The organism is Altererythrobacter sp. KTW20L, assembly GCF_023501975.1.
GTDB lineage: Bacteria > Pseudomonadota > Alphaproteobacteria > Sphingomonadales > Sphingomonadaceae > Alteraurantiacibacter.
Genome location: NZ_JAMFLH010000015.1, coordinates 26,171 through 50,634 on the forward strand (window position 1 = coordinate 26,171; position 24,464 = coordinate 50,634).

22 protein-coding genes are annotated in these 24,464 nt (G+C 65.8%); 1 reads left to right on the top strand and 21 read right to left on the bottom strand.

What is annotated here, in order from left to right:
- Window positions 1-3 precede the first annotated feature (3 nt).
- From M3P36_RS13965 to M3P36_RS14065, 21 genes are all read right to left on the bottom strand, one after another.
- The gene (locus M3P36_RS13965) at window positions 4-1,536 is read right to left on the bottom strand and encodes an SPOR domain-containing protein (RefSeq protein ID WP_249704308.1); all 1,533 of its coding nucleotides are present in this window, start codon (window positions 1,534-1,536) and stop codon (window positions 4-6) included.
- Window positions 1,537-1,592: 56 nt separating this feature from the next.
- On the bottom strand, window positions 1,593-3,287 hold the full coding sequence (gene ftsZ, locus M3P36_RS13970) for a cell division protein FtsZ (protein ID WP_249704309.1): 1,695 nt from the start codon (window positions 3,285-3,287) through the stop codon (window positions 1,593-1,595).
- A gap of 132 nt (window positions 3,288-3,419) precedes the next feature.
- On the bottom strand, window positions 3,420-4,709 hold the full coding sequence (gene ftsA / locus M3P36_RS13975; protein ID WP_249704310.1) for a cell division protein FtsA: 1,290 nt from the start codon (window positions 4,707-4,709) through the stop codon (window positions 3,420-3,422).
- Window positions 4,709-5,620 (bottom strand): cell division protein FtsQ/DivIB, encoded by a 912-nt coding sequence (locus M3P36_RS13980; RefSeq protein ID WP_249704311.1) that lies wholly within the window; start codon window positions 5,618-5,620, stop codon window positions 4,709-4,711. The genes ftsA and M3P36_RS13980 overlap by 1 nt, the downstream gene beginning before the upstream one ends.
- The gene (locus tag M3P36_RS13985; RefSeq protein WP_249704312.1) at window positions 5,620-6,567 is read right to left on the bottom strand and encodes a D-alanine--D-alanine ligase; all 948 of its coding nucleotides are present in this window, start codon (window positions 6,565-6,567) and stop codon (window positions 5,620-5,622) included. Before M3P36_RS13985 ends, M3P36_RS13980 begins: the two co-directional genes overlap by 1 nt.
- Window positions 6,568-6,604: 37 nt before the next feature.
- The gene (gene murB / locus M3P36_RS13990; protein WP_249704333.1) at window positions 6,605-7,483 is read right to left on the bottom strand and encodes a UDP-N-acetylmuramate dehydrogenase; all 879 of its coding nucleotides are present in this window, start codon (window positions 7,481-7,483) and stop codon (window positions 6,605-6,607) included.
- A 98-nt stretch (window positions 7,484-7,581) separates the two neighbouring features.
- On the bottom strand, window positions 7,582-9,015 hold the full coding sequence (gene murC / locus M3P36_RS13995) for a UDP-N-acetylmuramate--L-alanine ligase (protein ID WP_249704313.1): 1,434 nt from the start codon (window positions 9,013-9,015) through the stop codon (window positions 7,582-7,584).
- Window positions 9,012-10,196, bottom strand: coding sequence for an undecaprenyldiphospho-muramoylpentapeptide beta-N-acetylglucosaminyltransferase (gene murG, locus M3P36_RS14000; protein WP_249704314.1), 1,185 nt, complete (start codon window positions 10,194-10,196; stop codon window positions 9,012-9,014). The genes murC and murG overlap by 4 nt, the downstream gene beginning before the upstream one ends.
- Window positions 10,193-11,428 carry an FtsW/RodA/SpoVE family cell cycle protein gene (locus M3P36_RS14005; RefSeq protein ID WP_249704315.1) on the bottom strand — a complete coding sequence of 412 codons (1,236 nt, stop codon included), beginning with the start codon at window positions 11,426-11,428 and terminating at the stop codon, window positions 10,193-10,195. The genes murG and M3P36_RS14005 overlap by 4 nt, the downstream gene beginning before the upstream one ends.
- Window positions 11,425-12,765: a UDP-N-acetylmuramoyl-L-alanine--D-glutamate ligase gene (gene murD, locus M3P36_RS14010; protein WP_249704316.1), complete on the bottom strand. Its 1,341-nt coding sequence runs from the start codon at window positions 12,763-12,765 to the stop codon at window positions 11,425-11,427. Before murD ends, M3P36_RS14005 begins: the two co-directional genes overlap by 4 nt.
- Window positions 12,762-13,832: a phospho-N-acetylmuramoyl-pentapeptide-transferase gene (gene mraY / locus M3P36_RS14015; RefSeq protein WP_249704317.1), complete on the bottom strand. Its 1,071-nt coding sequence runs from the start codon at window positions 13,830-13,832 to the stop codon at window positions 12,762-12,764. Before mraY ends, murD begins: the two co-directional genes overlap by 4 nt.
- Window positions 13,833-13,845: 13 nt before the next feature.
- Window positions 13,846-15,306 carry a UDP-N-acetylmuramoyl-tripeptide--D-alanyl-D-alanine ligase gene (locus M3P36_RS14020; protein WP_249704318.1) on the bottom strand — a complete coding sequence of 487 codons (1,461 nt, stop codon included), beginning with the start codon at window positions 15,304-15,306 and terminating at the stop codon, window positions 13,846-13,848.
- Window positions 15,303-16,775, bottom strand: coding sequence for a UDP-N-acetylmuramoyl-L-alanyl-D-glutamate--2,6-diaminopimelate ligase (locus M3P36_RS14025; RefSeq protein ID WP_249704319.1), 1,473 nt, complete (start codon window positions 16,773-16,775; stop codon window positions 15,303-15,305). The genes M3P36_RS14020 and M3P36_RS14025 overlap by 4 nt, the downstream gene beginning before the upstream one ends.
- Complete coding sequence (locus tag M3P36_RS14030; protein WP_249704325.1) at window positions 16,775-18,532, bottom strand: peptidoglycan D,D-transpeptidase FtsI family protein; 1,758 nt, start codon at window positions 18,530-18,532, stop codon at window positions 16,775-16,777. Before M3P36_RS14030 ends, M3P36_RS14025 begins: the two co-directional genes overlap by 1 nt.
- Window positions 18,529-19,083 (bottom strand): hypothetical protein, encoded by a 555-nt coding sequence (locus tag M3P36_RS14035; RefSeq protein ID WP_249704326.1) that lies wholly within the window; start codon window positions 19,081-19,083, stop codon window positions 18,529-18,531. The genes M3P36_RS14030 and M3P36_RS14035 overlap by 4 nt, the downstream gene beginning before the upstream one ends.
- The gene (gene rsmH, locus M3P36_RS14040; protein WP_349630578.1) at window positions 19,080-20,051 is read right to left on the bottom strand and encodes a 16S rRNA (cytosine(1402)-N(4))-methyltransferase RsmH; all 972 of its coding nucleotides are present in this window, start codon (window positions 20,049-20,051) and stop codon (window positions 19,080-19,082) included. The genes M3P36_RS14035 and rsmH overlap by 4 nt, the downstream gene beginning before the upstream one ends.
- Window positions 20,048-20,545: a division/cell wall cluster transcriptional repressor MraZ gene (locus tag M3P36_RS14045; protein WP_249704327.1), complete on the bottom strand. Its 498-nt coding sequence runs from the start codon at window positions 20,543-20,545 to the stop codon at window positions 20,048-20,050. The genes rsmH and M3P36_RS14045 overlap by 4 nt, the downstream gene beginning before the upstream one ends.
- Window positions 20,546-20,776: 231 nt before the next feature.
- Complete coding sequence (locus tag M3P36_RS14050; RefSeq protein ID WP_249704328.1) at window positions 20,777-21,556, bottom strand: motility-associated ABC transporter substrate-binding family protein; 780 nt, start codon at window positions 21,554-21,556, stop codon at window positions 20,777-20,779.
- Between the two features lie 34 nt (window positions 21,557-21,590).
- Window positions 21,591-21,947, bottom strand: coding sequence for a hypothetical protein (locus M3P36_RS14055; protein ID WP_249704329.1), 357 nt, complete (start codon window positions 21,945-21,947; stop codon window positions 21,591-21,593).
- 17 nt (window positions 21,948-21,964) lie between these two features.
- Window positions 21,965-22,978, bottom strand: a complete 1,014-nt coding sequence (locus tag M3P36_RS14060) for a cysteine synthase A (RefSeq protein ID WP_249704330.1) — start codon at window positions 22,976-22,978, stop codon at window positions 21,965-21,967.
- 189 nt (window positions 22,979-23,167) lie between these two features.
- A complete protein-coding gene (locus tag M3P36_RS14065) occupies window positions 23,168-23,485 on the bottom strand; it encodes a 2Fe-2S iron-sulfur cluster-binding protein (protein WP_249704331.1) in 318 nt (105 codons plus the stop codon).
- A 74-nt stretch (window positions 23,486-23,559) separates the two neighbouring features.
- Between M3P36_RS14065 and M3P36_RS14070 the strand changes: the two genes are divergently transcribed.
- The gene (locus M3P36_RS14070; protein WP_249704332.1) at window positions 23,560-24,174 is read left to right on the top strand and encodes a DNA-3-methyladenine glycosylase family protein; all 615 of its coding nucleotides are present in this window, start codon (window positions 23,560-23,562) and stop codon (window positions 24,172-24,174) included.
- Window positions 24,175-24,464: the final 290 nt, after the last annotated feature.

The following is a 24,464-nucleotide window of genomic DNA, read 5'->3' on the forward strand; positions in this document are numbered from 1 at the left end:
CCGTCAGTTGATAGCGACCACTTCCTCACCCGCCGAACTGGTGAAGCGGAAGGCGTCGATGCCTTTCTCCCCCAGCGCGGTGACAAAGGCATTGGCCTCACGCGTAGTGGCAAATGGGCCGGTGACGAGGCGGTTGGTCTGCCCCCACCGCGCCCGATATGCCTGACGGTTTGCCAGCAGGCCGTCGGCCTCACGCACCAAGCGGCGCCAGTCGAAGCGGAAGGCCGCGACATCCTGCCCGGTGGCAACCTGCACCCAGATCCGGCTGGGATGGGGCGGAGGTGGCGGCGGCGCGGGTGGTGGAGGCGGGGCACGCACCTCGCGCACCGGCTCTATCGCCGTGATATCGACCGCGCCGGGCACCGATTGCACTGGCAGGGCGGCAGGCGGTAGCTCGAACGAGGCGAAGGCTTCCGCCAGGCTAACCGGGTCGGGCTCTGGCTCTTGCTCTGCCTCTGGCGACAGAGCGGCTGTCGCCTGCGGTTCCGCCGCCGCAATGGAGAACGAGGGAACAGGTACGGCGGAGGCCTCTGCGATTTGCGGCTCGGGCTCGGCAGGCGGCTGTTGCGCCAGCGGCGGCAGTTCGTCGGGCACGGCTGCCTGGGGTACGGCCGCCTGGGCGACCGGTCCCAGCGGTTCGCCGCCAGGAATCAGCCGCGCATCGCTCTGTCCCGATTGCGCGGGCGGCCCGGACAGGTCGATCGAGCGCGTCAGTTCCACCGGCTGGCGACCCATCTCGCTGCTTGAAGGGAAAACCCCCAGGTTGGCGGCTGCCGCCTGCTGCGCCGAGGTAAGCTGGCCCATGTTGCGCAAGTAGGGGTCCATCCGCCGCGCGATCCGCGCCGGCAGCATGATTTCGGCGATCGACACCGCCTCCTCCTCGCGCCCGAGGATGGCAAGGGCGAAGGCGCGGGTGCGGTAGGCCGCCACGTCACGCCGCTGGAGCAGTGGCAGCAACGTAGCTTCGGACGCATCCCCGTCGCCCGCGATGGCATAGCTCAATGCCAGCCGCCGCTCGACCTCAACATTGCCGCCACGTGCCAGCGCCACGCCGTAGCGTTCCTGGGCCTCAGCATTGCGACCTACCAGGTCATAGGCGAGGCCGTGATCGGCTGCATACAGGTCAATGTTCTCGCCCGCCGCGCGCGCCTGCTCGAACAGGCGGATGGCCGTATGCGGATCGACCTGCCGCACCGCCACCAGCGCGAGCCCGGCCAGCACTGCGCCATCGTTCGGTGCGACAGCGGCAGCACGCACGAAGAAGCCTTCCGCCGCATCCACGTCGTCCAGTTCGAGCGACGACCGGCCGGCATCGAGGAGGGCAGGCAGCGAATTGGGGCTGCGCGACAGGCGGCGCAAGGCATCGTTGAGCGTGGCAGAAGCCGGGTTGGGCAATTGCTGCACAACTTCCTGCGCCCTGGCCTGCCCGCTCCCCGGCAGGGAGAAAGCCAATCCGGCCGCAGCAAGCACCACGAGCGGGAAACTGGGCCATCCTGCCGAACCCCGCCCCAATGTTGCAATGTTACGCAATGTCATGCCAACCACTTGATGGCCATGGCCAGCCACGTCAAGCGGGGCTGGCGCCGGTTGCCTTACTGGTTGTTCGTCCGACCGAGAAAGCGCGGAATCCGCAAGGCGGCGCTGCCATCTTCTTCCTCTTCCTCCTCGGCGTTGGAGCGCGAAAGGTTGGCCATGCGTTCGAACAGCGTGCTGCCCGCTACGGGAGCCGCCGCCGACGGTGCAGCAGGCGTGACCGGAGCCGGAGCTTCGGGCTCATCATCGCTGCCGCCACCGAAGAACCGGCGTCGGCGCGACGCCGGGGCCGGTTCGTGGCTCTCGTCCTCGGGCTGTGCCAGGCGTCCCGCATCAAGCAACAACTCATCCTGCGCGGGAGCCTCGGGCTCGACCTCGGTGGTCAACTCGAAAGCCTCGTCGCCGCCTTCTTCCGCTTCACTTTCGCCGCGCTCGGCATTGTGCAGGCCCGACATTGAACCAAAACCGTCACCAGCGTGCTGGCCATAGTGGCTGCTGTCGACCGGATCGGACATAGCCTCGCCCGCATCGGTTTGGTCACCATAGCCATCGGCCAAGTCCAGCGGCTCACCCTCTGAGTCATCGACCGGGGCCTGGTGCGCCACATCGACCGTGGCGATGTCCGGCACTGAACTGCCGGGGAAGCTGCCGCTTTCACCCGAAGACTGGCTTTCGGCGCTACCCTGGGCAGCAGACTGCGCATCGTCAGCAAAGGGAAGGATCGGCCGCTTGGGCCCGCGTGAACCGCCCAGGCCCAATGGCTGGTGCGGCTGGTGCACATGGTTGGCGCTCTGCTCGATCCCGGTGGCAACCACCGAAACGCGGATCTTGCCATCCAGATCGGGATTGAAGGCCGAGCCCCAGATAATGTTGGCTTCGGGGTCAACCAGCTCGCGGATGTGGTTGGCCGCTTCGTCGACTTCGAGCAGTTTCATGTCTTCGCCGCCGATGATCGAGATGATCACGCCCTTGGCGCCCTGCATCGACACGCCGTCGAGTAGCGGGTTGGCGATGGCCCGTTCGGCCGCTTCCAGCGCGCGGTTGGGGCCATCGGCCTCGCCGGTGCCCATCATCGCCTTGCCCATTTCGTTCATGACCGAGCGCACGTCGGCGAAATCGAGGTTGATCAGGCCAGGCATCACCATCAGGTCGGTGATCGAGCGCACGCCCTGCTGCAGCACTTCATCCGCCAGCATGAAGGCTTCGCGGAAGGTTGTATCGGCCTTGGCCACCAGGAACAGGTTCTGGTTGGGAATGACGATCAGCGTATCGACGTGCTTCTGCAGTTCCTCGATCCCGGCATCGGCCGCGCGCATGCGGCGGGTGCCTTCAAACAGGAACGGCTTGGTCACCACGCCAACGGTCAGGATGCCCTTGCGGCGCGCCACTTCGGCAATCACCGGCGCGGCGCCAGTTCCGGTGCCCCCGCCCATGCCTGCCGCGATGAACACCATGTTCACGCCTTCCAGAGCGCGCTCGAGATCCTCGACCGTTTCTTCGGCAGCAGCGCGGCCTACTTCGGGGCGCGATCCGGCACCAAGGCCCTGGGTGATGTCGGGGCCGAGCTGGATACGATGCTCGGCCACGGCATTGTTGAGCGCCTGGGCATCGGTGTTGGCGACGATGAAATCGACGCCTTCGATCTCCGCCTCGATCATGTTGGCGATGGCGTTGCCGCCGGCGCCGCCCACGCCGATTACGGTAATCCGGGGGCGAAGTTCTTCCACCGAGGGGGGGCCGATATTGATGCTCATGTCAGTGCTCTCCTACGGAGCGTTCGCGAAAGTTGGTCCGATGTCCCTTGTGCCACAAAGGGATTCAACCCGTTAAGGGAAAAATCGATGTATCCACAACCGTGAACACCTCCCGCATCCGCCGCAAACCGTTCAAAAATAGTCTCTTACCGCCTTCAGCACATGACGGACGACAGAAAGGCCGCTCATCCGTGTGGTTTCGGTGTAGTTTGATCCGACCGAGCGGATATCCACCGGGTCTTCCGCTGCGTAGAGCACCAGCCCGGCCAGGGTGGAAAAACCGGGTACCGAGTGCGCTTCGGGCAGGCCGCGCAAGGCCGGCGGACGGCCGATCCGCACCGGCATGCCAAGCACGCTCTGGGCATAGTCGGCCAGGCCCGACATCTCCGCCCCGCCGCCGGTCAGCACCACTTGCCGCGCAGTCGGCTTGCCGGTGGAAAAGCCCATCGATTCCAGCGCCCGGCCCACCTCGGCCATCAGGGTATCAAGCTCGGCAGTGATGATGGCGATGAGTTCAGCCCGCGGAATGCGCCCTGCGGCATCGGCCCCGCGCGCCACGGTGGCCGAGCCTTCGTCATCCGGACCCACCACCGAGATCATCTCGCGGTGATCGTGCGGGCTGGCGATGGCCGAACCGTTCACGCATTTCAGCCGGTCTGCCTGGAACCGTTTGATGCTGAGCGACGAGGCCACGGCATCGGTGATATCGGCAGAGCCGCGCGGGATCGTGGTCAGGCCCAGCAGCATCCCTGCGGCATAGACCGCCACATTGGTCACTTCCCCGCCGAATTCGACCAGCGCCACGCCTAGGTCGCGCTCTTCCGGTGTCAGGCAGGCGTAGCCTGCCGCCAGCGGCGAGGCGACAATGCCTTCCACTTCCAGATGGGCGTTCTGCACCGCTTCGGTTACGTTGCGCATCGGCGCGCCATCGGCCAGCATCACGTGGATATCGACGCCCAGCCGGTCGGCATGGAGGCCCTTGGGATTGGCCACGCCGTCTGCTCCATCGAGGAAGTAGCAGGCGGGCTGCGCGTGCAGCACCATGCGGCCATCGGGTTCCAGCCCTTCGCGCGCGGCGACCAGCAGGTGCTCGATATCCTCTTCCTCGATCCGCCGCCCGCCGATCTCGATCTCGACCGGGTTGATTATGCTGGCAAGGCCCGCGCCGGAGCAGCCGATCCACACGCTGGTCACAGTGGTCCCGGCCAATTTCTCGGCCCGTTCCACCGCATCGCGCACGGCATAGGTTGCCGCCGCCATGTCGGTCACATAGCCGCGCTTGATGCCCTGCGCGGCGCGGCTGGAACTGCCGAGCACCTGCATGTCGCCATGCTCGGTGATCCCCGCGATAATGGCCGATATGCGGTAGGAACCGATGTTCACCGCCCCGATGACATTGGTGATACGCGGCTGGCTCGCCATCAGCTTTCCCCCTGCTGCAATTCAAGTTCCCGATCCGCCCGGTCCGGCACCTGCAGGAACACCCGCGGCCAGTTGCGCATGTCGAACCGCACGACTTCTCCGCCGATCAGGCGGTGAACCCCGTCTGATTGGGCAAAGCCGATCAGCGCGGCGGGCGCGCGATCCTCGCCCTCGGGCAGGGCGAGCACCTGGTCGGTGGCAAAGGTGAGGTTCCAGCGGCGATTGCCGATCCATTCGGCGGCGCGAATCTGTGGACGCAGGGCGGGGGCGGCATCGAGCAGGTCCTCCAGCGCTTGGACCTGCCCTTGCGCACCCTCGCCCGAGATCACCAGCATGTCGCCGACATTGGCCGCCGAGACCGGTTCAAGTTCGGTCCCCGTACGGTCGATCAGGACCATCCGGTCGGCTCGGCGCAGCACGGCGTGAGGCTGGCGTTCGACGATGTCCACCACCAGCGTATCGGGCAACTGCCGCGCAACGCGGGCATCGGCCACCCAGTTGAGGCCCAGCAGTTCTGACCGCAGGTCTTCCAGATCGACCAGCACCATCGACAGGTCCTCGCGGCCCAGCGCCTTTTCATAGACCCGCGCCTCGTTCAGGCGCTCGGTCCCGCGCACCTGGACCTGGTTCACCTTGAACCCGGCATTGGCGGCCACTTGAGCGAAATACTGCTCGGCCAGTGTGGTCCCGCCGGAAACACGCGCGATCACGACAACCACGGCAAGGGCCACGGCCAGGATCAGCACGGTGAAAAAGCGGTGCCACTGGTCCTCGGTAAAGGGCAGCGCGGTCATCATCCGGTCGAACAGTCCGGTGGTGTGGGCCCGCGCCTTGCGCACCTGCCCCGCACGACCCTGCGCCGCTGTTTGCCGGCGCACGCCGGTGCCGCTGCGGCGGATGGTCTGTGCCATCAGGACATCCTCCCGGAATGGCGAAGCGCATCCTCGATGATGATCTCGACCAGTTCGGGATAGGATATGCCGCAGGCCAGCGCCTGCTCGGGCACCAGACTGAGCGGTGTCATCCCTGGCTGGGTGTTGGTTTCGAGCAGGAACAGCCCTTCCTCGCCCCGCTCGTCATCCCAGCGGAAGTCCGAGCGCGACACACCACGGCAGCCCAACCGGCGATGCGCCGCCAGCGCATATTCCAGGCACAGGCGCGCAATGTCCTCGGGGATCTGCGCCGGACAGACGTGCTGGGTCATGCCCTCGGTGTATTTGGATGCGAAATCATAAAAACCGCTCTTGGGCACCAGTTCGGTCACCAGCAGCGCGCGGTCGCCCAGCACGGCGGTGGTCAGTTCGCGGCCGCGGATATAGGGTTCGGCCAGGAGACTCTCGAATTGCTGCCACGGCCCTTCGGCATCGGGACGGATGGGATTGCCGCAATTGCTGGCTTCGGTCACGATGGCAACGCCCACGCTGCTGCCCTCGTTCACTGGCTTCAGCACATAGGGCCGCGGCATCGGGTCCGCCGTAAAGAGATCGGCGCTTTTCACCACGCGGCCACCGGGCATGGGAATGCCGTGGGGCACCAGCGCCTGCTTGGTCAGTTCCTTGTCGATGGCGATGACCGACGTGGCCATGCCCGAATGGGTATAGGCAATGCCCATCAGGTCCATCATGCCCTGCACCGTGCCATCTTCGCCCGGTACGCCGTGGAGCGCGTTGAACACCACGTCGGGCGCGGCATCGGTCAGGCGCACGGCAATATCGCGATCGAGGTCGATCAGGGTGACGCGGTGGCCCAGCCCTTCCAGCGCATCGGCCACGCCGTTGCCCGACATGAGCGAAACCTCGCGCTCGTTGGCCGGTCCGCCCATCAGGACGGCAACGTGGAGGTGGGGCAAACGGCTCATTTCAATTCCACTTTCAATTCCGGCTCACAAAACCGGCTCAGGGCCTTCCGACCCGCTTGATTTCCCATTCGAGCGCCACGCCCGTCTTGTCGGCCACGCGGCGGCGGACTTCCTCGCCCAGGCCTTCGATGTCGGCGCTGGTCGCCTCGCCGGTGTTGATGAGGAAGTTGGCGTGCTTCTCGCTCACCTGCGCGCCGCCGATGATAAGGCCGCGACAGCCGGCCTTGTCCACCAGTTGCCACGCCTTTGCGCCGGGGGGGTTCTTGAACGTCGATCCGCCGGTCCTGGACCGCAATGGCTGCGATGCCTCGCGCTCTGCGGCGATGCGGTCCATTTCCGCGCCGATTGCCTTGGGGTCACCAGCCGTGCCCCTGAACCGCGCGGCAACCACGATGGCGCCATCGGGCAGGCGCGAGTGACGATAGGAATAGTCGAGATCGGCGACCGGGATATTCACGCAGTTGCCATCGGCCAGCACCACGTCGCAATCGACCAGGATATCCGCCACCTCGCGTCCATAGGCCCCGCCGTTCATCCGCACGAAGCCGCCGACGGTGCCGGGAATGCCGCGCAGGAATTCCAGCCCCGCAATGCCCGCGTCGCGCGCGGTCGACGCCACGAGGATGCCAGGCGCGCCGCCGCCGCATTCCACGATATGGTCGCGCCGCACTTCCACGCTGGCGAAAGCCTTGCCAAGCCGAACCACCACGCCAGGCACCCCGCCGTCACGGATGATCAGGTTGGAGCCGAGGCCGATGGCCATGACCGGCGTGCCTTCGGACAATCCGCCGAGGAAACTGGTCAGGTCATCGAGGTCGGCGGGCTCGAACAGCCAGTCGGCCGGGCCGCCGCTCTTGAACCACACCAGCTTGTCGAGCGCGGCGTGCGGGGTCAGCCGGCCGCGCACGGCAGGCATCAGCGACTGGCCGCCGCTGGTTACCGTGCCTGCGCCGGGCGCGTTGAGCGTGGGGTCGAAATCGCCTGGCTGCATCGAAATGGATTGCTGGGACCACGTCATGCTGCAGCCCCCGGCTTGCGCTGGGCGGCAATGGCAGTAGCAAGGCCCGCCGCCCATTTGGTTATATCGCCCGCGCCAAGGCACACCACGATATCGCCCGGGCGGATCACCTGCGCCAGTTCCGCCGCCAGCGCGTCGGCTCCGGCGATGGTGCTGGCCTGCCGGTGTCCGCGCGCCTTGATCCCTTCGACCAGTGCGTGGCTGTCCACGCCCTCGATGGGCTGCTCCCCTGCGGCATAGACCGGTGCGGCATATACCACATCGGCATCGCCGAAGCAGGACTGGAAATCCTCCATCAGGTCGCGCAGGCGGGTGAAGCGGTGCGGCTGGGCAACAGCGATCACGCGGCCGCCCGAACCGGTCGCCACGCTTTCGCGTGCAGCGGACAGCACGGCGCGAATCTCCACCGGATGGTGGGCATAGTCGTCGATGATGCGCACGCCATCGACCTCGCCCGCCAGCGAAAACCGGCGGCGCACTCCGCCGAAGCGGGCGAAACCGCTGCGGATCGTGTCGTCGGCGCATTCCATCTCGCGCGCCACGGCAATGGCGGCCAGCGCGTTCTGCACGTTGTGGCGGCCGGGCATGGGCAGCACGATGCCATCGATCCGGTGTTCGCGCCCGTCCCTATCGCGATGGACGGCATCGAAGCGGGTCGATCCCCCTTCCGCCATCAGGTTTTCCGCCCGCACGTCGGCATGGGGCGAGAAGCCATAGGTGATGACCCGCCGGTCGCGCACGCGGGCGATCGTGTTCTGCACCTCGGGATGGTCGATGCACAGCACCGCCGCGCCATAGAACGGCACGTTCTCGATGAACTGCAGGAATGCGTCCTTCACCGCATCGAAACTGCCGTAGTGGTCGAGGTGTTCGGGATCGATATTGGTAACCACGGCGATGGTGCCGTCCAGCCGCAGGAAGCTGCCGTCGCTTTCATCGGCCTCCACCACCATCCAGTCGCTCCCGCCCAACCGGGCGTTGGAGCCGTAGCTTTCGATGATACCGCCGTTGATCACCGTGGGATCGACCCCGCCCGCGTCGAGCAGGGCCGCGACCATCGAGGTTGTGGTAGTCTTCCCGTGGGTTCCGGCCACGGCGACGGTGTTCTTCAGCCGCATCAGTTCGGCCAGCATTTCCGCCCGCCGCACCACCGGAATGCGCGCTTCCAATGCGGCGGCTACCTCGGGATTGTCGCGCTTCACCGCAGTGGAGGTTACCACCACTGCCGCATCACCCAGGTTCGCCGCATCGTGCCCGATGGCAACCGCGATGCCGCGCTTCCTCAGCCCTTCGATCACATAGCCTTCGGAGATGTCCGAGCCTTGCACGCTATAACCCAGGTTGTGCATCACCTCGGCAATGCCCGACATGCCGATCCCGCCGATGCCAACGAAATGGATCGTGCCGATATCGGTGGGGACGCCTTTCATTTGATGTTCCGAGCGGTTGCAGGCTGCACGCCATCGGTGGTCGCAGCATTGGAGGCGCCGACTCGGATCACGTCCTGGATCGGCGTGGCGCCGAAGCTCTCGACAAGGTCTGCCAGCTTGGCCGCCGCGTCGGGCCGCCCGCAGTTCCACGCCGCGTGGGCCGCATTGGCCAGCGTTTCGGGATGCTGGGCCAGAGCCTGGATCTGCTTGGCGAGTTCGGCGGCGGTAAACTTGTGCTGGCGGATCGAGCGCGCGCCTCCCGCCTTGACCATCTCGCGCACGTTGGCGGACTGGTGGTCGTCCGTCGCGATTGGCAGCGGCACAAGGATCGCAGGGCGGCCCACGGCGGTGAGCTCGGCAATCGTGCTCGCACCAGCCCGCCCGATGAACAGGTGGGCATCGGCCAGCCGCGCCTGCATGTCTTCGAAATAGGTGCCGAGCTCGGCGGGGATATCGTGGCTGGCGTAGCGCTGGCGCACAGCGTCCAGATCCTCCGGACGGCATTGCTGCGTCACCTGCAAGCGGCTGCGCAAGGCGGGCGGCAGCATGGCAAGGCCATCGGGCACCACTTCGCTCAACACCCGCGCACCCTGGCTGCCGCCGGTTACCAGCACGCGGAGCAGGCTGTCAGCGGTGAATGGCGGGAATTCCTGGTCGCGCAGGGCCAGCACTTCAGGCCGCACCGGATTGCCAACAAGGTGCGTCCTGGGCGCGTACTTGTCCTTCAACCGCGCTACTTCGGGATAAGCCGTGGCAATGGCATCGACCCGGCCCGCCAGCAGGCGGTTGACCCGGCCGAGCACGGCGTTCTGTTCGTGAATGATCGCCGGAATACCGTCTGCCGTGGCGGCCAGCAGCGCCGGAAGCGCGGGATAGCCGCCGAAGCCGATCACCGCGCCGGGCTGGAACGTATCGTACAGTCGCCGCGCCATCGAACGGCCCTGCAGCACGGCGCGCAGGCCAGACCACCAGTGCAGCGGGTTCTTGCCGAAACGACCCGCCGGCAGCACGTGGGCGGGCAGGAAATCGGGCTTGCCAGGGATTTCCACGCCCCGCGTATCGGTCACCAGGGCAACATGGTGCCCGCGCGCGACCAGCTCCGCCGCAAGGGCAAAAGCAGGGGTCAGGTGTCCGCCGGTCCCGCCGGCAGCAAGCACATAGTGGCGTGTAACCGAATTCATCGGCGTGTCTCCCGACCCATTTCCTTGTCCAGCGCAGCGCTGAAATCGAACGCTTCGCGACTGAGGAACGGGTTGCGGCGGGTGATCGCCAATAGCAACCCTATGGTGAAGCACTGCGCGATGGTGGACGATCCTCCATAGCTGACCAGCGGCAGCGTCATGCCCTTGGACGGGAACATTTGCAGGTTCATCAGGATGTTGATGAAAGCCTGGCCGCCGAACAGGGCGATCAGGCCGGTGGCCGACAGGATGATGAACAGCCGGTCTTCCTCAATCAGCCGCACCAGCACGCGCAGCACGATGGCGATATAGACCAGCGCCAGCACCATGCACACGATCAGCCCGAACTCCTCGCCGATGACCGAGAAGATGTAGTCGGTATGGGCTTCTGGCAGTCGCATCTTCTGATTGCCCAGGCCAAGGCCGGTACCGGTCCACCCGCCGCCCAGCAGCGTCCGGCGGGCCAGGTCCACCTGGTCGAAGGCCGTCCCACCGCCGAGGAAGGCGTCGATGCGGTTGCGGCCGTTGTCATACAGCGCATAGGTTAGCGCGAGCGCCGCCACGCCCACGCCCGAGAAGATCGCGATACGCTTTATCGGCAGCCCGGCCAGCAGCACGACCACGAACCAGCAGCCGACAAACAGGATCGCCTCGCCAAGGTTGGGCTGCATCATCAGCAGCAGCACGATCAGGCCTACCAGCCCGCCGGTAATGCCAATCACCGGCAGGCCCGGATCGCGCAACTTCCATGAGAGGATCCAGCCCAGCATCACCGCATAGGCGGGCTTGAGGAATTCCGACGGCTGGAAGGTCATGCCCAGGTTCAGCCAGCGCACCGCGCCGTTGCGCTCCACCCCGACAAAGGGCACCAGCACCAGCAGCGCCAGCATCAGCCCGCCCAGCAGGATCGCTCCGCGCCGAGCGCTGTCCATCGGCAGCAGCGAGGTGACCAGCAGCACGCCAAGGCCCAGCACCTGCCAGCGCAGGTGCAGCCAGAAGAAGTAATGCTCGCCAAGCGTCACGTCCGATGTGGACAGCCGCCCGGCGCTGGCAGGCGATGCGGCATAGACCGCGATCGTGCCGATCACCATCAGACCCAGCACAAGGAACAGCAGCGTGCGGTCGATCTCACGCCACCAGACGAACAGCTGCCGTTTGCGATCCTGCGGGAAGGCGGGCTGCTGCGGCGCGCGCTGGCCGGGCATGGGAACATAAGGGCGCGCGGACTTCATTTGGCGAGCCTTTCGCGATTGTCCTGCGTCAGGCCGGTTACAATCTCGCGAAAGCTGTCACCGCGCGCCTCGTAATCGCGGAACTGGTCGAAGCTGGCGCAGGCGGGGCTGAACAGCACCACATCGCCGGGTTTTGCCGCTTCGAGAGCGCGCGCGGTGGCGGTGCACAGCATCTCGCACTGCTCGACCTTGCAATGCCCGTCCAGCAGCGATGCAAACAGCGGCCCCGCCTCGCCGATGGTATAGGCGGCAGCGACATTGCCGAGGTGCGGCAGGCATTCATCGAGGTTATCCGCCTTGGGCAATCCGCCGCAGATCCAGTGGACGCGCTTGTGCGGTGCAGGCTTCCACGCCGCCAGTGCGGGCGCGGTGGAGGCGGCATTGGTGGCCTTGCTGTCGTTGATGAACAGCACGCCGTTGAAGGTGCCGAGCACTTCCATCCGGTGCGGCAGGCCGGGATATGTGCGCAGGCCCTGCTCGATTGCCTCATCCGACAGGCACAATGCCTCACAAACCATGATTGCGGCCGCTGCATTCTGTGCATTATGCGGGCCTTGCAAAGTGTCCCATTCGCGCTGCCGTTCACCGATCGCGCCGTTGTTGAACTGGACCACATTCTTCAAGCGACCGTGATCGTGTTCGAGCCGGTAGGCCACTTCGTCGGCCTCCCGATCAGCTTCCCCGATGACGGCCACGTTCTTGTCCGACTGCATCAGGAACAGCCGCTCTTTCGACCGGCAATAGGCCGCGAAGTCGGCATAGCGATCGAGGTGGTCGGGCGTGATGTTCAGCAACACCGCCACGTCGCAATCGAGGCTGTGCGTCAGGTCAATCTGGTAGCTCGACAGCTCCAGCACATAGACCCCGCCAGCAGGCAGGGGCTCCTGCGCCAGTATCGGCAGGCCGATGTTGCCACCCATCAGCGTGGCAACGCCTGCCGTCTTGAGGATATGGGCGACCAGTGCAGTCGTGGTGCTCTTGCCGTTGGTGCCGGTGATGCCGACCACCTTGTGCGGCGGCAGGCTTGCTCGCGCCTGGGCGAACAGTTCGATATCGCCGATGATCGGCACGCCCGCGGCCCGCGCCTTGCCTGCCAGCGGGTGGGTGTTGAGCGGCACACCGGGGGAAACCACCAGCGCGTCGAAGCCCGCAAGGTCGATCTCCATCGGATCGGCCAGGGTGCAGCGGCCTGCCAGCTTGTCGCGCGGGATCTGCTGGCGGTCCCAGGCGGTCACCTGCGCCCCGCTCGCCAGCAGGCTCTCCACCACCGCCATGCCCGACCGCGCAAGGCCGAGGACGGCGTAGCTCTTGCCGGAAAAGGCGGGGCTGGTGATCATCTGATCTTGAGCGTGGACAGCCCGATCACGGCCAGGACAATGGCAATGATCCAGAAGCGGATCACCACGGTCGATTCCTTCCAGCCGAGCTGTTCGAAATGGTGATGAATGGGGGCCATGCGGAACACCCGCTTGCCGGTGCGCTTGAACCAGAACACCTGGATGATGACGCTGGCCGCTTCCAGTACGAACAGCCCGCCGACGATGGCGAGCACGATCTCGTGATGGCTCGCCACGGCAATCGCGCCCAGCGCGCCGCCAAGGGCCAGCGATCCGGTATCGCCCATGAACACTGCAGCCGGCGGCGCGTTGAACCACAGGAAGGCGAGGCCCGATCCCATGATCGCGGCGCACAGGATCGCCAGTTCGCCCGCCAGCGGGACGTGCGGAATGCCAAGGTATGCGGAATAGTCCACCCGGCCGACGAGGTAGCAGATCAGCATGAAAGCACCCGCTGCGATCACCACCGGCATGGTGGCGAGGCCATCCAGCCCGTCGGTGAGGTTGACCGCATTGCCCGCACCCACGATCACGAAGGCGGCAAAGACATAGTAGAACGGCCCCAGCGGGATCGAATAACCGCTGAGGAAGGGGATATAGAGGTTGGTGTTGATCTCGCCCACGATCAGCCAGACCGCGATGCCCGCCACGATGAATTCGGCCAGCAGCCGCACCCGCCCGGACAGGCCCTTGTGGTTGCCCTTGGTGACCTTGTCGAGATCATCCAGGAAACCGATCACCCCGAAGCCCAGGCACACCGCGATGCAGGCCCAGACAAACGGGCTGGACAGGTCCATCCACAGCAGCATCGACAGGACCAGCGATGTCAGGATCATCAGCCCGCCCATGGTCGGCGTGCCGCGCTTGGCGAGGTGGCTTTGCGGCCCGTCTTCGCGGATCGGCTGGCCCTTGCCCTGCCGCACGCGCAGCATGGCGATGAATTTCGGGCCGATGATCAGGCCGATGGCGAGCGCGGTCATCATGGCCGCGCCGGATCGGAACGTCTGGTAGCGAATGAGGTTCAGGACCCCTTCGAAGTCCAGCAATGAGGCGAGATAATAAAGCATCGGTCCTGTTCGATCAGCCTTCCCGGGCAGCAAAATGCGCCACGACGCGCGCCAGCCCGACCGAGTTGGAGCCCTTGACCAGCACCGCGTCTCCGCCTGCCAGGCCGAATTCCTCCAGCGCGGCAATCGCTTCGCCCGCATTTGCGCAATGGGCAAAGTGCAAGGGCTTGCCAAGCGCATTGGCAAGGCCTTTCCCCAGTTCACGCGCCAGGGCGGTCATCTCGTCGCCCACCAGCACCGCATAGTCGACATCGGCGCCGATCAGCGGTTCGGCCAACTGGGCGTGGAAGCCGGGGGCAAAATCACCCAGTTCCTTCATCGCGCCCAGCACCGCCACGCGGCGGGTGGCAGGGGTCTGCCCCAGTTGCGCCAGCGTTGCCCGCATCGAGGCGGGGTTGGCGTTGTAGCTTTCGTCGATCACCAGCGCATGGCCGCCGGGCACCGCCACACGCAGCCGCGCACCCCTGCCTTTCAGGCCGCCCATCTCTGCCAGGGCCAGACCCGCTGCACCCAGATCGCCGCCTGCTGCATGGACTGTCGCCATGACCGCTAGCGAATTGTTGACCCAGTGCTCACCCGGCTCGGCCACGGTGTAGCACAAGCGGTGGGCACCCAACGCGGCCGTCACCAGCGATCCTCCGCTGCTGTCGGGAATAGCATCGAGCAGGCGCATGTCGGCATGGGCTGCGCGCCCGAACGAGACCACCCGCGCACCCGCCGCCACCGCGGCATCGCGCAGCCGTTCGAAATGCGGGGTGTCGGTGGGGATCACTGCCGTGCCGCCCTTTTCCAGCCCGCCGAAAATCTCCGCCTTGGCATCGGCAATCGCCTCTTCGCTGCCGAGGTTCTCGATATGGGCCGGCGCGATGGTTGTGATAACCGCCACGTTCGGGCGCACGAGAGAGGTCAGGTGGGCGATCTCGCCTGCATTGTTCATACCCATCTCGAACACGCCGAAACGGCTGCGTGGGTCCATGCGCGACAGGCTGAGCGGCACGCCGACATGGTTGTTGTAGGACCGGATCGAGCGGTGCGATGCGCCCCTGCTGGACCTTTCAAGCGATGCAAAGATCGCTTCCTTGACACCTGTCTTGCCGACAGAACCTGTTACCCCGACAATGGTGGCCGCAACGCGGTTGCGGGCAGCATTTGCCAAGGCCTCAAGCGCACTTGAGGTATCGGAAACCAGCACGTGCGGGCCGTCGACCGGGCGATCGACGAGGGCCGCCACCGCGCCATTGGCAAAAGCCTTGTCCACAAAGCGGTGGCCGTCCATCGCCTCGCCGCGCAGGGCCACGAACAGGTCGCCCGAGCGCACGTCGCGGCTGTCCATTTCCACGCCGCTAACCTGAAATTCACCATAAGCGGTCCCGCCTGTCGCCGCGGCGATCTCGGCCGAGGTCCACAGGGCAAGGCGCAGGCGATCCGCCTCCAGGTTGGGCCAGCGCAGGATCTTGGCGGCAATGGCATTCATTGGGCTTGCGCTCCTGAAAGGGCGGCCGCGCATTCGCGCGCCACGGTAACATCGTCGAACGGGTGGACCCGGACATCTGCCCCGCGTCCGATAATCTGGCCTTGCTCATGGCCCTTACCGGCAACCAGGACGATGTCCTGCGCTTCGGCCATGGCGACGGCTGCGGCGATAGCCTCGCGCCGGTCGCCGATCTCGATCGCACCGGGGGCCCCTGCCATGATGGCGGCACGGATTGCCGCTGGTTCCTCGCCGCGCGGATTGTCGTCGGTCACGATCACCACGTCGGACCCGGCCACGGCAACAGCGCCCATCGGCGCGCGCTTGCCCTTGTCACGGTCGCCGCCTGCGCCGAACACGGTAATCAGCTTGCCCGTTACATGCGGGCGCAAGGCGGCAATGGCCGCTTCAAGCGCATCTGGCGTGTGGGCATAATCGACATAGACCGGTGCGCCTGCCTGGGTGATTGCTGCCCGCTCCAGCCGCCCGCGCACCGGCTGCAACCGCGCCACCGCATCGAACACCCGCGCCGGATCGCCGCCCGTCGCCAGCACGAGGCCCGCCGCAACCAGCGCGTTGGCTACCTGGTAGGCCCCGATCAGCGGCAGGCGCAGCTTGCGCACCTCGCCTTGATAGGAAATCTCGAGGTCCTGCCCCAGCGTGCTGGGCTTTCTCGAAACGATCTTCAGATCGGCCCCGGCTTCGCCAACGCTGAACACGTGGAGCCCACGAGCCTGCGCGACCAGCGCGGCAGGCTGCGACCATTCGTCATCCGCCCAGACAACTGCCGTGCCGCCATCTGCCACCACTTCGGCAAACAGCCGCATCTTGGCGGAGAAATAGTCTGCCATGTCGGCGTGGTAATCGAGATGGTCGCGGCTGAGGTTGGTGAAGGCCCCTGCCTGCACCGCCAGCCCTTCGTTGCGGAACTGCGACAGCCCGTGGCTCGACGCCTCATAAGCCAGGTGGGTCACGCCTTCGCGGGCCAGGCCCGAAACATTGTGGAAGAAGGTCACGATGTCCGGCGTCGTCAGCCCGGTCGATACACTTTCGTCCGGCGTGGTCACCCCCAGCGTGCCGATGGAGGCCGCGCGGTGGCCGCACATGCGCCAGATCTGGCGGGTCATCTCGACTACCGAGGTTTTGCCATTGGTGCCGGTAACCGCGACCACAGTGGAAGGGACCGGTGTGAAGAACCGTGCGGCCAGGCGGGCAAAGGCGCGCCGCGGCAGCGGGTCGGCCAGGTGCAACGCACCTGTCACCTGTGTCTGCGGACGGGCGACCACGGCGATGGCACCTGCCGCCACGGCAGCGGGGATGAAGTCCTCGCCATTGACCGCCGTGCCTTCGAACGCACCGAACACGTTGCCGGGGGCGACCTTGCGATGGTCGATGGCAAACCCGGTGACGGTTTCCGCGCCCGCAGTTCCGGCGTCCTGTCCCAGCGCTCCGGCCAGTTCGGCCAGCCGCATCAGTGCGCCCCGCCGCCGACCAGCGGCTCCAGATCGGTGAGGTCGATGTCGCGGCCTTCATCGGGCAGCACGCCCAGTTGCGGGCCGATGCGCGGGATCAGCCGCTTGACGATAGGCGCAGCGTTCCATGCGGCCGTGCGCTGGTAGGAGCTGGCGGCAGTGCCCTTGGGCTCGTCCAGCATGATGATGACGACATAACGCGGCCGGTCCATCGGGAAGACGGCGGCAAAGGTCGCCACCAGCGAGGTCCGGCGATAGCCGCCCGCCCCCGGCTTTTCCGCCGAGCCGGTCTTGCCGCCCACGCGGAAGCCCGGCGCATCGGCGTTACGACCGGTGCCATAGACCGTAATCATGCGCATCAGCTGGTTCATCCGCGCCGAGGTGCTGGCCTTGAACACCCGCCGCCCGCGCGGAGCCATGCCGGGTTCGATCTTGTGCAGCGTGGCCGGACGCCAGATGCCGCCGTTCGACATGGCGGCATAGGCACTGGCGAGGTGCAGCGGGGTCACGGCAATGCCATGGCCGAAGCCCACAGTCATGCCGGTAATGCGCGGCCAGTTCCCGCTCTGCCACAGCGGGAAGCCGCGACCCGGCAGTTCGATATACGGCCGTTCGTTCATGCCGAGATCGACCATGTAGCGGCGCAGGACATCCGGCCCCATCTCGTCGGCAATCTGCGCGGTAACGATGTTGGACGAATGGATCAGCGACTGAGGCGCGTTGATCGAAGCACCGATCACATGGCTGTCGCGGATCTGGTGCCCCCCGATGCGCACCGGCTGGTTCGCCTGGTAGGGGCGTGCGAGGTTGGTGATCGATCCGTTGTCGATTGCGGCCGCCACAGTCAGCGGCTTGAAGGTCGAGCCCAGCTCGTAAACCTGGTTGGTCACGCGGTTGAAGGCGGCCGGCATGATCCCTTGCGCAGCCAGTTCGGGGGACACCGTCAGATCAGATGGCAGGACATTGTTGGGGTCGAATTCGGGCATGGAGGCCATGGCCATCACTTCACCGGTATCGACATCAAGCACGATACCCGCCGCGCCCACCGCATTGACCGCCCGCATGCCGCGGCTCAGTTCGTCTTCCAGTGCGCCCTGCACCCGCACATCGATCGACAGCGGGATGGATTCCGACCGGTGCAGCGGATCGCTTAGCCGCTCGTTGAGGACCTGCTCCATGCCCACCCGACCTTCGCCATCCTGGACGAAGCCAAGGACATGGGCAGCAAGCGAACCCTGCGGATAGTACCGGTCGTTCTCACGCGGAAGTTCAAGCGCCAGTTCGCCGATCTGCATGACCTTGTTGGCATCCTCGGGCAGCACCCGGCGGCGCAAGTAGGCTCCGCGACCGGCGCGTAGCTTTTCCGCCACTTCGACCGGGTCGAGATCGGGGAAGATTGTGGCAAGTTCTGCCGCCACGGCATCAGGCGAACGGACCAGCGGCGATCCGCCATCGTCCATCGCCCGCGGGTTGAACCACAGGGCATAGGCCGGAAAGGCGCGGGCCAGCGGCACGCCGTTGCGGTCGGTAATCTCGCCACGCGACGGCAACAGCGCCTCGGCCATCGACGTGGTGGCGGGTGCAGGCTGGATAACGCCCAGCCAGGCAATCCGCGCTACGGCGGAAGTCGCGATCAGCAGGAAGGCCGCCGCGATGATGAGCACGCGCAGCCGCGCGGTCAGCAGCGACTTGCGGCGGTAATCGACCAGCCGGACGCGCCCGGTGGCAGCAGGACGCGGGGCGGCAAAGCCCGTCACTGGCTCCCCCCGCCAAGCGCGATACGCACGGTTGCGGGGCCGGATTCATCCGGGCCGCCCATCGGCACCCGTGCGGAAGCACCGGTCAGGCGGGCCGCCAGCGTGGTACGATTGTCGTTGTTGGCGTGAGCCGGTTCGATCAGTGCCACGTCAACCGGCTTGCCGGTGATCAGCGAGACAAGACGGGGAAATGGCGGGGCCTCGGCATCTTCCTCGGAATAACCGGCCAGATGCAGCTGGGGCGCATCGTCGTCTTGCCTGCTGCTGAACCGCGCCAGCTGCCGCTCGTTGTCGATGAACTGGCCCGCTTCTGGCGCGCCATAGCCGAAATCGACCCGGTTCCACGCCGCCAGCTGGACCTGGCTCGACCGGGTGAGGAATTCGGTTTCCAGCAGCATGTTGGCCTGTTCCAGCGCCACGATCTGGCGTTCGGTACGCTTCACGTCGCTGGCGACCGACCAGACCTGGAAATGCAGCACGCCATAAAGCGCGGTGCACAGCGCCAGGAGGGCGAACCAGCCGATACGGCGCAAACGGGCTTGCTGGGTCATGCGGCCTGTCCTTGCTTGAAGATCGACGGGGCGGCGGTGCGGGTGGCGGCGCGCAGGGTGGCGGAACGCGCGCGCGGGTTGCGGGCAACTTCGGCCTCGGACGGACGGATCGCCTTGCTCACCGCGACAAAGCGCGCGGGGTTCTGCGCGGTGCGGACAGGCATGTGGCGCGAGCCGCCGCTGTTGGCATTGGCCGCATCGCGCAGGTACTGCTTGACCTTGCGGTCCTCCAGGCTGTGGAAGCTGACCACGGCCAGCCGCCCGCCTTCGCGCAGCAGTTGCTCGGCGGCGACGAGGCCCTGGTCCAGCTCGTCCAGCTCACCGTTCACGTGGATGCGGATCGCCTGGAAGCTGCGGGTGGCCGGATCCTTGGGCGCGGGGCCCTTGTTGTTGTGCGGACGATAGCCCAGCGCCTTGCGCACCACTGCGGCCAGCTGGCCGGTGGTTTCCAGCGGGCGCGCGGCAACGATGGCACGGGCCACACGGCGCGACTGGCGCTCCTCGCCGTATTGGTAGAGTACGTCGGCAATCGCGGCTTCATCGGCCGTGTTGAGGAAGTCGGCGGCGTTGGGTCGCTGCCGGTCCATCCGCATGTCGAGCGGGCCATCGGTGCTGAAAGCAAAGCCGCGTTCGGCCTGGTCGAGCTGCATCGAGGACACGCCGATGTCCATCGCCACGCCATCGACCGTGTCGATCCCGGCTTCGGCCATGGCCTCGACCATTTCGGAAAAACGGCGCGAGTGGAGCACCAGCCGCGGCGGCTGTTCGCGCGTTTCGGGCCATTGCTCACCTGCCGCAATGGCATCGGGATCGCGGTCGAAAGCGTGGACCGTGGCCCCCTGGTCGAGGAAGACGCGGGTATAACCGCCGGCACCGAAGGTGGCGTCGATCACCACGTGGCCCGGCTGGATTGCGAGCGCGGTCACCACTTCATTTAGCAGGACGGGGATGTGCGGGGCGGCAATCACTTGCCCTTCCCCTTGGCCATGGCCTCGGCCATTTCCTGCTCGCAATAGATCTTGAAGAAGTCGAACTCGTCGCCCAGCCCCAGCAGGATCTGCGGGTTCCAGATGGTTACGACCTCGCCTACGCCATGGAAATAGAGCTGGTCCTCGATCCTGCCCAGCTTGACCGACGAGGGGTTGAGCACGAAGCGGCCGCTGGCATCGAAGGCGTGCTTCTTGAAGCTCCACAATTGGCCGGACCGCAGCGCGCGGTCGAACTTGTCGCCATTCTGGCGGGCTTCGGCCTGCTGCATGTCGAGGATTTCGTCAAACCGGGCGATCCGGTCGGTGCCAAAGCCGACCAGGCAGGGCCATGTTTCATGGCGGCCCACACACAGCACCCGCTCGCCGCTGGCTTCGGCGATGGGATTGCGCATGTCGGACGGCAGCACGAAGCGATCCTTCTCGCCGCGAAGCGAAAAGCCCTGACCGCTAAATCCTGTCGGCTTGTGTGCCACGTCCCCCGGTACCTGCCCTCAATCAACCCGCATTCGGGTACTAACCTGATCGGCAAGGCTCCCCCGTCCGCGCCGCGCAGGTGCGCAGCCCGTCCATCCTGACGAGAATCAGGATGCAACGCGGGTGTCATGTCCGATGAAGGACGTGATAACGCGGGTGCAGGCGGGATGAAAGGGGAAATTACGGGATTTTCGGGGATTGAGCTCCAATCCGCTGGAATCCTGTGGATTTCATGGTGTGGTGTCCGGCAGCGAAGCGCCCCTCTGCCCGTCAGCCGAATAGCGCTGGCCCCCTGTTCGAGACCCAGTCCGATAGTCGGGGGCAGGCTTTCCCGTAATTTCCCCAAAACCGGCTGCCATCGCGCCAGCGAGATCGGCCAACATGGTTTCAGCGCCCGGATGGGGACCATCAAAGTCGAGCATCGCAGCATCGGCGTAAAGCAGAGCCGTACCCTCGCCGATAAGGCACAGTGCCTGCACGCTTTCCTGCGTGACATTGCAACCCGCCTCGGGATCGCGCAGCACGAACAGCCCGGGCAGGTTGACCGGCACTTGCGCATTGTCGATTTCCAGCATTTGCAGCCCCGCGGGCTGGTCCTCGTTAAAGTGCAGCTCCAGCCCCCAATGCGCCAGAATCGGCGAGAGCAGCGCCACGTCCTGCGGGCGGCGGCGGTCGCCCAGGCCATAGTGGGAATGGCCGGTCATCATCGGATCGGCAAACAGCAGCAGGTTCCCGCCATCCCGCACCCAGGCATCGAGCGCCACGTTCTCCTCCGCCGACAGGGCACGCGGCTGGGCCATCATCAATGTGCTGTGCGGCGCCAGGGCATCGGCCGAAAGATAGTCGATCGGGACCAGTTCGAACTCGCGCTCCAGCACGGGGCGGGCCCAGTGGCCGCTTTCGCTGGTGTCGAGCAGGCCCTCCAGTCCCTCGGCCTCGCCCCAGTAGATCGGCACTGTGCCCATCAGCGCCAGTTGCGGGCGCGCGGGTTCCTGCGCTGCGACAGGCATCGACCAGGCAAGGGCAGCAAGTGCCCCCAGGATGCTAGTTCTGGACAGGGACAAGCGGGCCACCCGGGGTTGCGGTAATCACCGGCGTCGGCGTGGGGGCGGGAAGTTCGGGCACGACGCCTGCATCGGCCAGCGGATCACGCGGGGCAGGCGGCGGCGGCACGTCCTCGTTGCTCACCGGCGGCAGGGCCTCGGGCATGGCGGCGCGGTTCTGTGCCACGCTGCTGGTGACGATATCGGCCAGGCCAACCATCAGAACCATCGCGCCCAGCCCCAGCACGCCGACCTGGAGCCGCTGCCAGCGCTGCCGCCGCGTCCCGCCGAGCGGCGAGGCGGCAAGGTCATCGAGCGACTTGTTGGCTTGCAGGATTTCGTGCGGATCAAGGGCCATGCGGCCAATCTAGCGCCTCAACCTGAATGCAACCAGTCGAAAACCGGCAGTTTCTTGGATTTCAGCCACTCGGCATTGTACAGGCTGGACAGGTAGCGGAAGCCGGTGTCGCACAGGATCGTGGCAACGCGGGGCTTCTCGCGCCCTTGGGCAAGCAGGTGGCGACCGAGCAGCACCGCCCCCGCCACGTTGATGCCGGAGGACAGGCCAAGGCACAGTCCTTCCTCGCGCAACAGGCGGGCAACCCATTCGAGGCCTTCCTCGTCGGACAGGCGAAACTGGGTGTCGATCGGCGCGCCTTCGAGGTTGGCGGTGATCCGGCCCTGGCCGATGCCTTCGGCCACAGAAGACCCTTCCGCCTTCAGTTCACCGTTGGCGTAATAGTTGAACAGCGCCGCGCCATGCGGATCGGTCAGGGCGATGCACACGTCCTCGTCAAACGCCTTGAGGCCCATGCCCACGCCCGCCAGCGTCCCGCCGGTACCGACCGCGCAGGTAAAGCCATCAATCCTGCCACCCATCTGCTCCCATATTTCGGGCGCGGTGGCATCGATGTGGGCGCGGCGGTTGGCGACATTGTCGAACTGGTTGGCCCAGACAGCACCCGGTGTTTCCTCGGCCAGGCGGCGGCTGGTGTGGACGAAGTGGTTGGGGTCGGCAAATTTGGTCGGCGGCACCAGCACCAGTTCCGCGCCCAGCGCGCGCAAGGTCGCCATCTTCTCGACCGACTGGTTGTCGGGCATGACGATGATGGTCTTGTAGCCTTTGGCATTGGCCACCAGCGCCAGACCGATGCCGGTATTGCCCGCCGTTCCTTCCACCACCGTGCCGCCGGGCTTGAGTTCCCCCCGCGCCTCGGCATCGCGCACGATCCACAGCGCCGCGCGATCCTTCACGCTGGCACCCGGATTGGCGAATTCGCACTTGCCCCAGATCTCGCAACCGGCGGCGGCGCTGGGGCCTTCAAGCAGGACCAGCGGGGTATTGCCGATGAGGTCCAGCGTCTTGGTGACAGGAACAGGTGCAGTCATGCTGGGGGAATTAGGGTGCAAGGGAGCGCGGCGCAACGGATTTGCGCTTGGGAAGGCTAAAGCCATTCTCCCCACCTGTGGGGAGGGGGACCGCGCGAAGCGGGGTGGAGGGGGCTTGCAGGAAACGCGGCGATGGCCCGCAGCCCCCTCCACCACCTTTCAGGTGGTCCCCCCCCGTTTCGGGGAGGATTAATCTTCCTCGGCGATGGTCACCTTCAGCCCGTCCAGCTCCGCCGTGAACGGCAGCTGGCACGACAGGCGCGAGGTTTCACTGCGGCTGTCGCTGGAATCGAGCAGGTCGTTCTCGTCCTCGCTCATCGGCGGGAGCAGGCTGGCGAACTCCGGATCCACATGGACATGGCAGGTGGCACAGGAACAGCAGCCGCCACACAGGGCCAGCAATTCATCGAACCCGTTGTCGCGGATGGCTTCCATCACGGTCAGGCCGGTTTCGGCCTCCACAGCGCGTTCTTCCCCGGCACGGTTGACGACAATCAGCTTGGGCATGGCGACATTATCCTCGTGTTCTGCTTTCGCGCGGCTGCTAGGCAATTGCCGGCATTTACGCAAGCGGAGCGCATATGGGCCTTGATCGGGATCAGTTGAAGCACGGCATCGACGCCGTTGCCGCATGCGAACCGGCCATCGCCCGCGCGCTGGAACGCTGCGGCTATCCCGAACCGCGCCTGAGGGAGCGTGGCTATCGCACCCTGCTGCGCACCATCGTGGGCCAGCAGGTTTCCGTCGCCGCCGCCAGCTCGATGTGGCGCAAGCTGGAGGCCGAAGTGGGCGAAGTAATGGTCCCCGCCGATATCCTCGCCCGCGATTTCGACACCCTGCGCGCCTGCGGGCTATCTCGCCAGAAGCAGGGCTATGTCCGGTCCCTGTGCGAACTGGTGGAAGGCGGCCTCGATTTCGACAACCTTCCCGCCGATGACGAGGAAGCGATCACCGAACTCGTCCGTATCAAGGGCGTGGGCCGCTGGTCCGCCGAAATCTACCTGCTGTTCGCCGAAGGCCGGTCGGACATCTGGCCGGCGGGCGACCTTGCGGTAATGGCCGGGCTGGGCAGGATATTGGGGCTGGAAGAGCGACCCGACGAGAGGGCCACCCGCGCCATGTCGGAACAATGGCGCCCGCACCGGGGGGCCTTGGCGATTTTCACGTGGCACTGTTACGACAGTGGCGTCATCTGATCCTGTTTTAAGTTATTTTTCAATGGTTTACCGAATGAACAGATTTTGGCATTTTTTGGTCGATTCCACGCGCCGTTGCGCCGCATCGTTAGAAAACAAGGGATTACGTTCTTCCGCACCACTTTAACAATCCGGCGCTGACTGTATCCCCGCCCTGGCTAAAACTTCTTACCCATGAACAACGCCTCATTGAACCTCTCGGCGGACTGGCAGCTTCCCCTTGATTCTGGAAAAAAGCAGCCGGTCGGGAAACGACCCGTTACGGACGTTGTTCGAAGACGGTTTTCCAC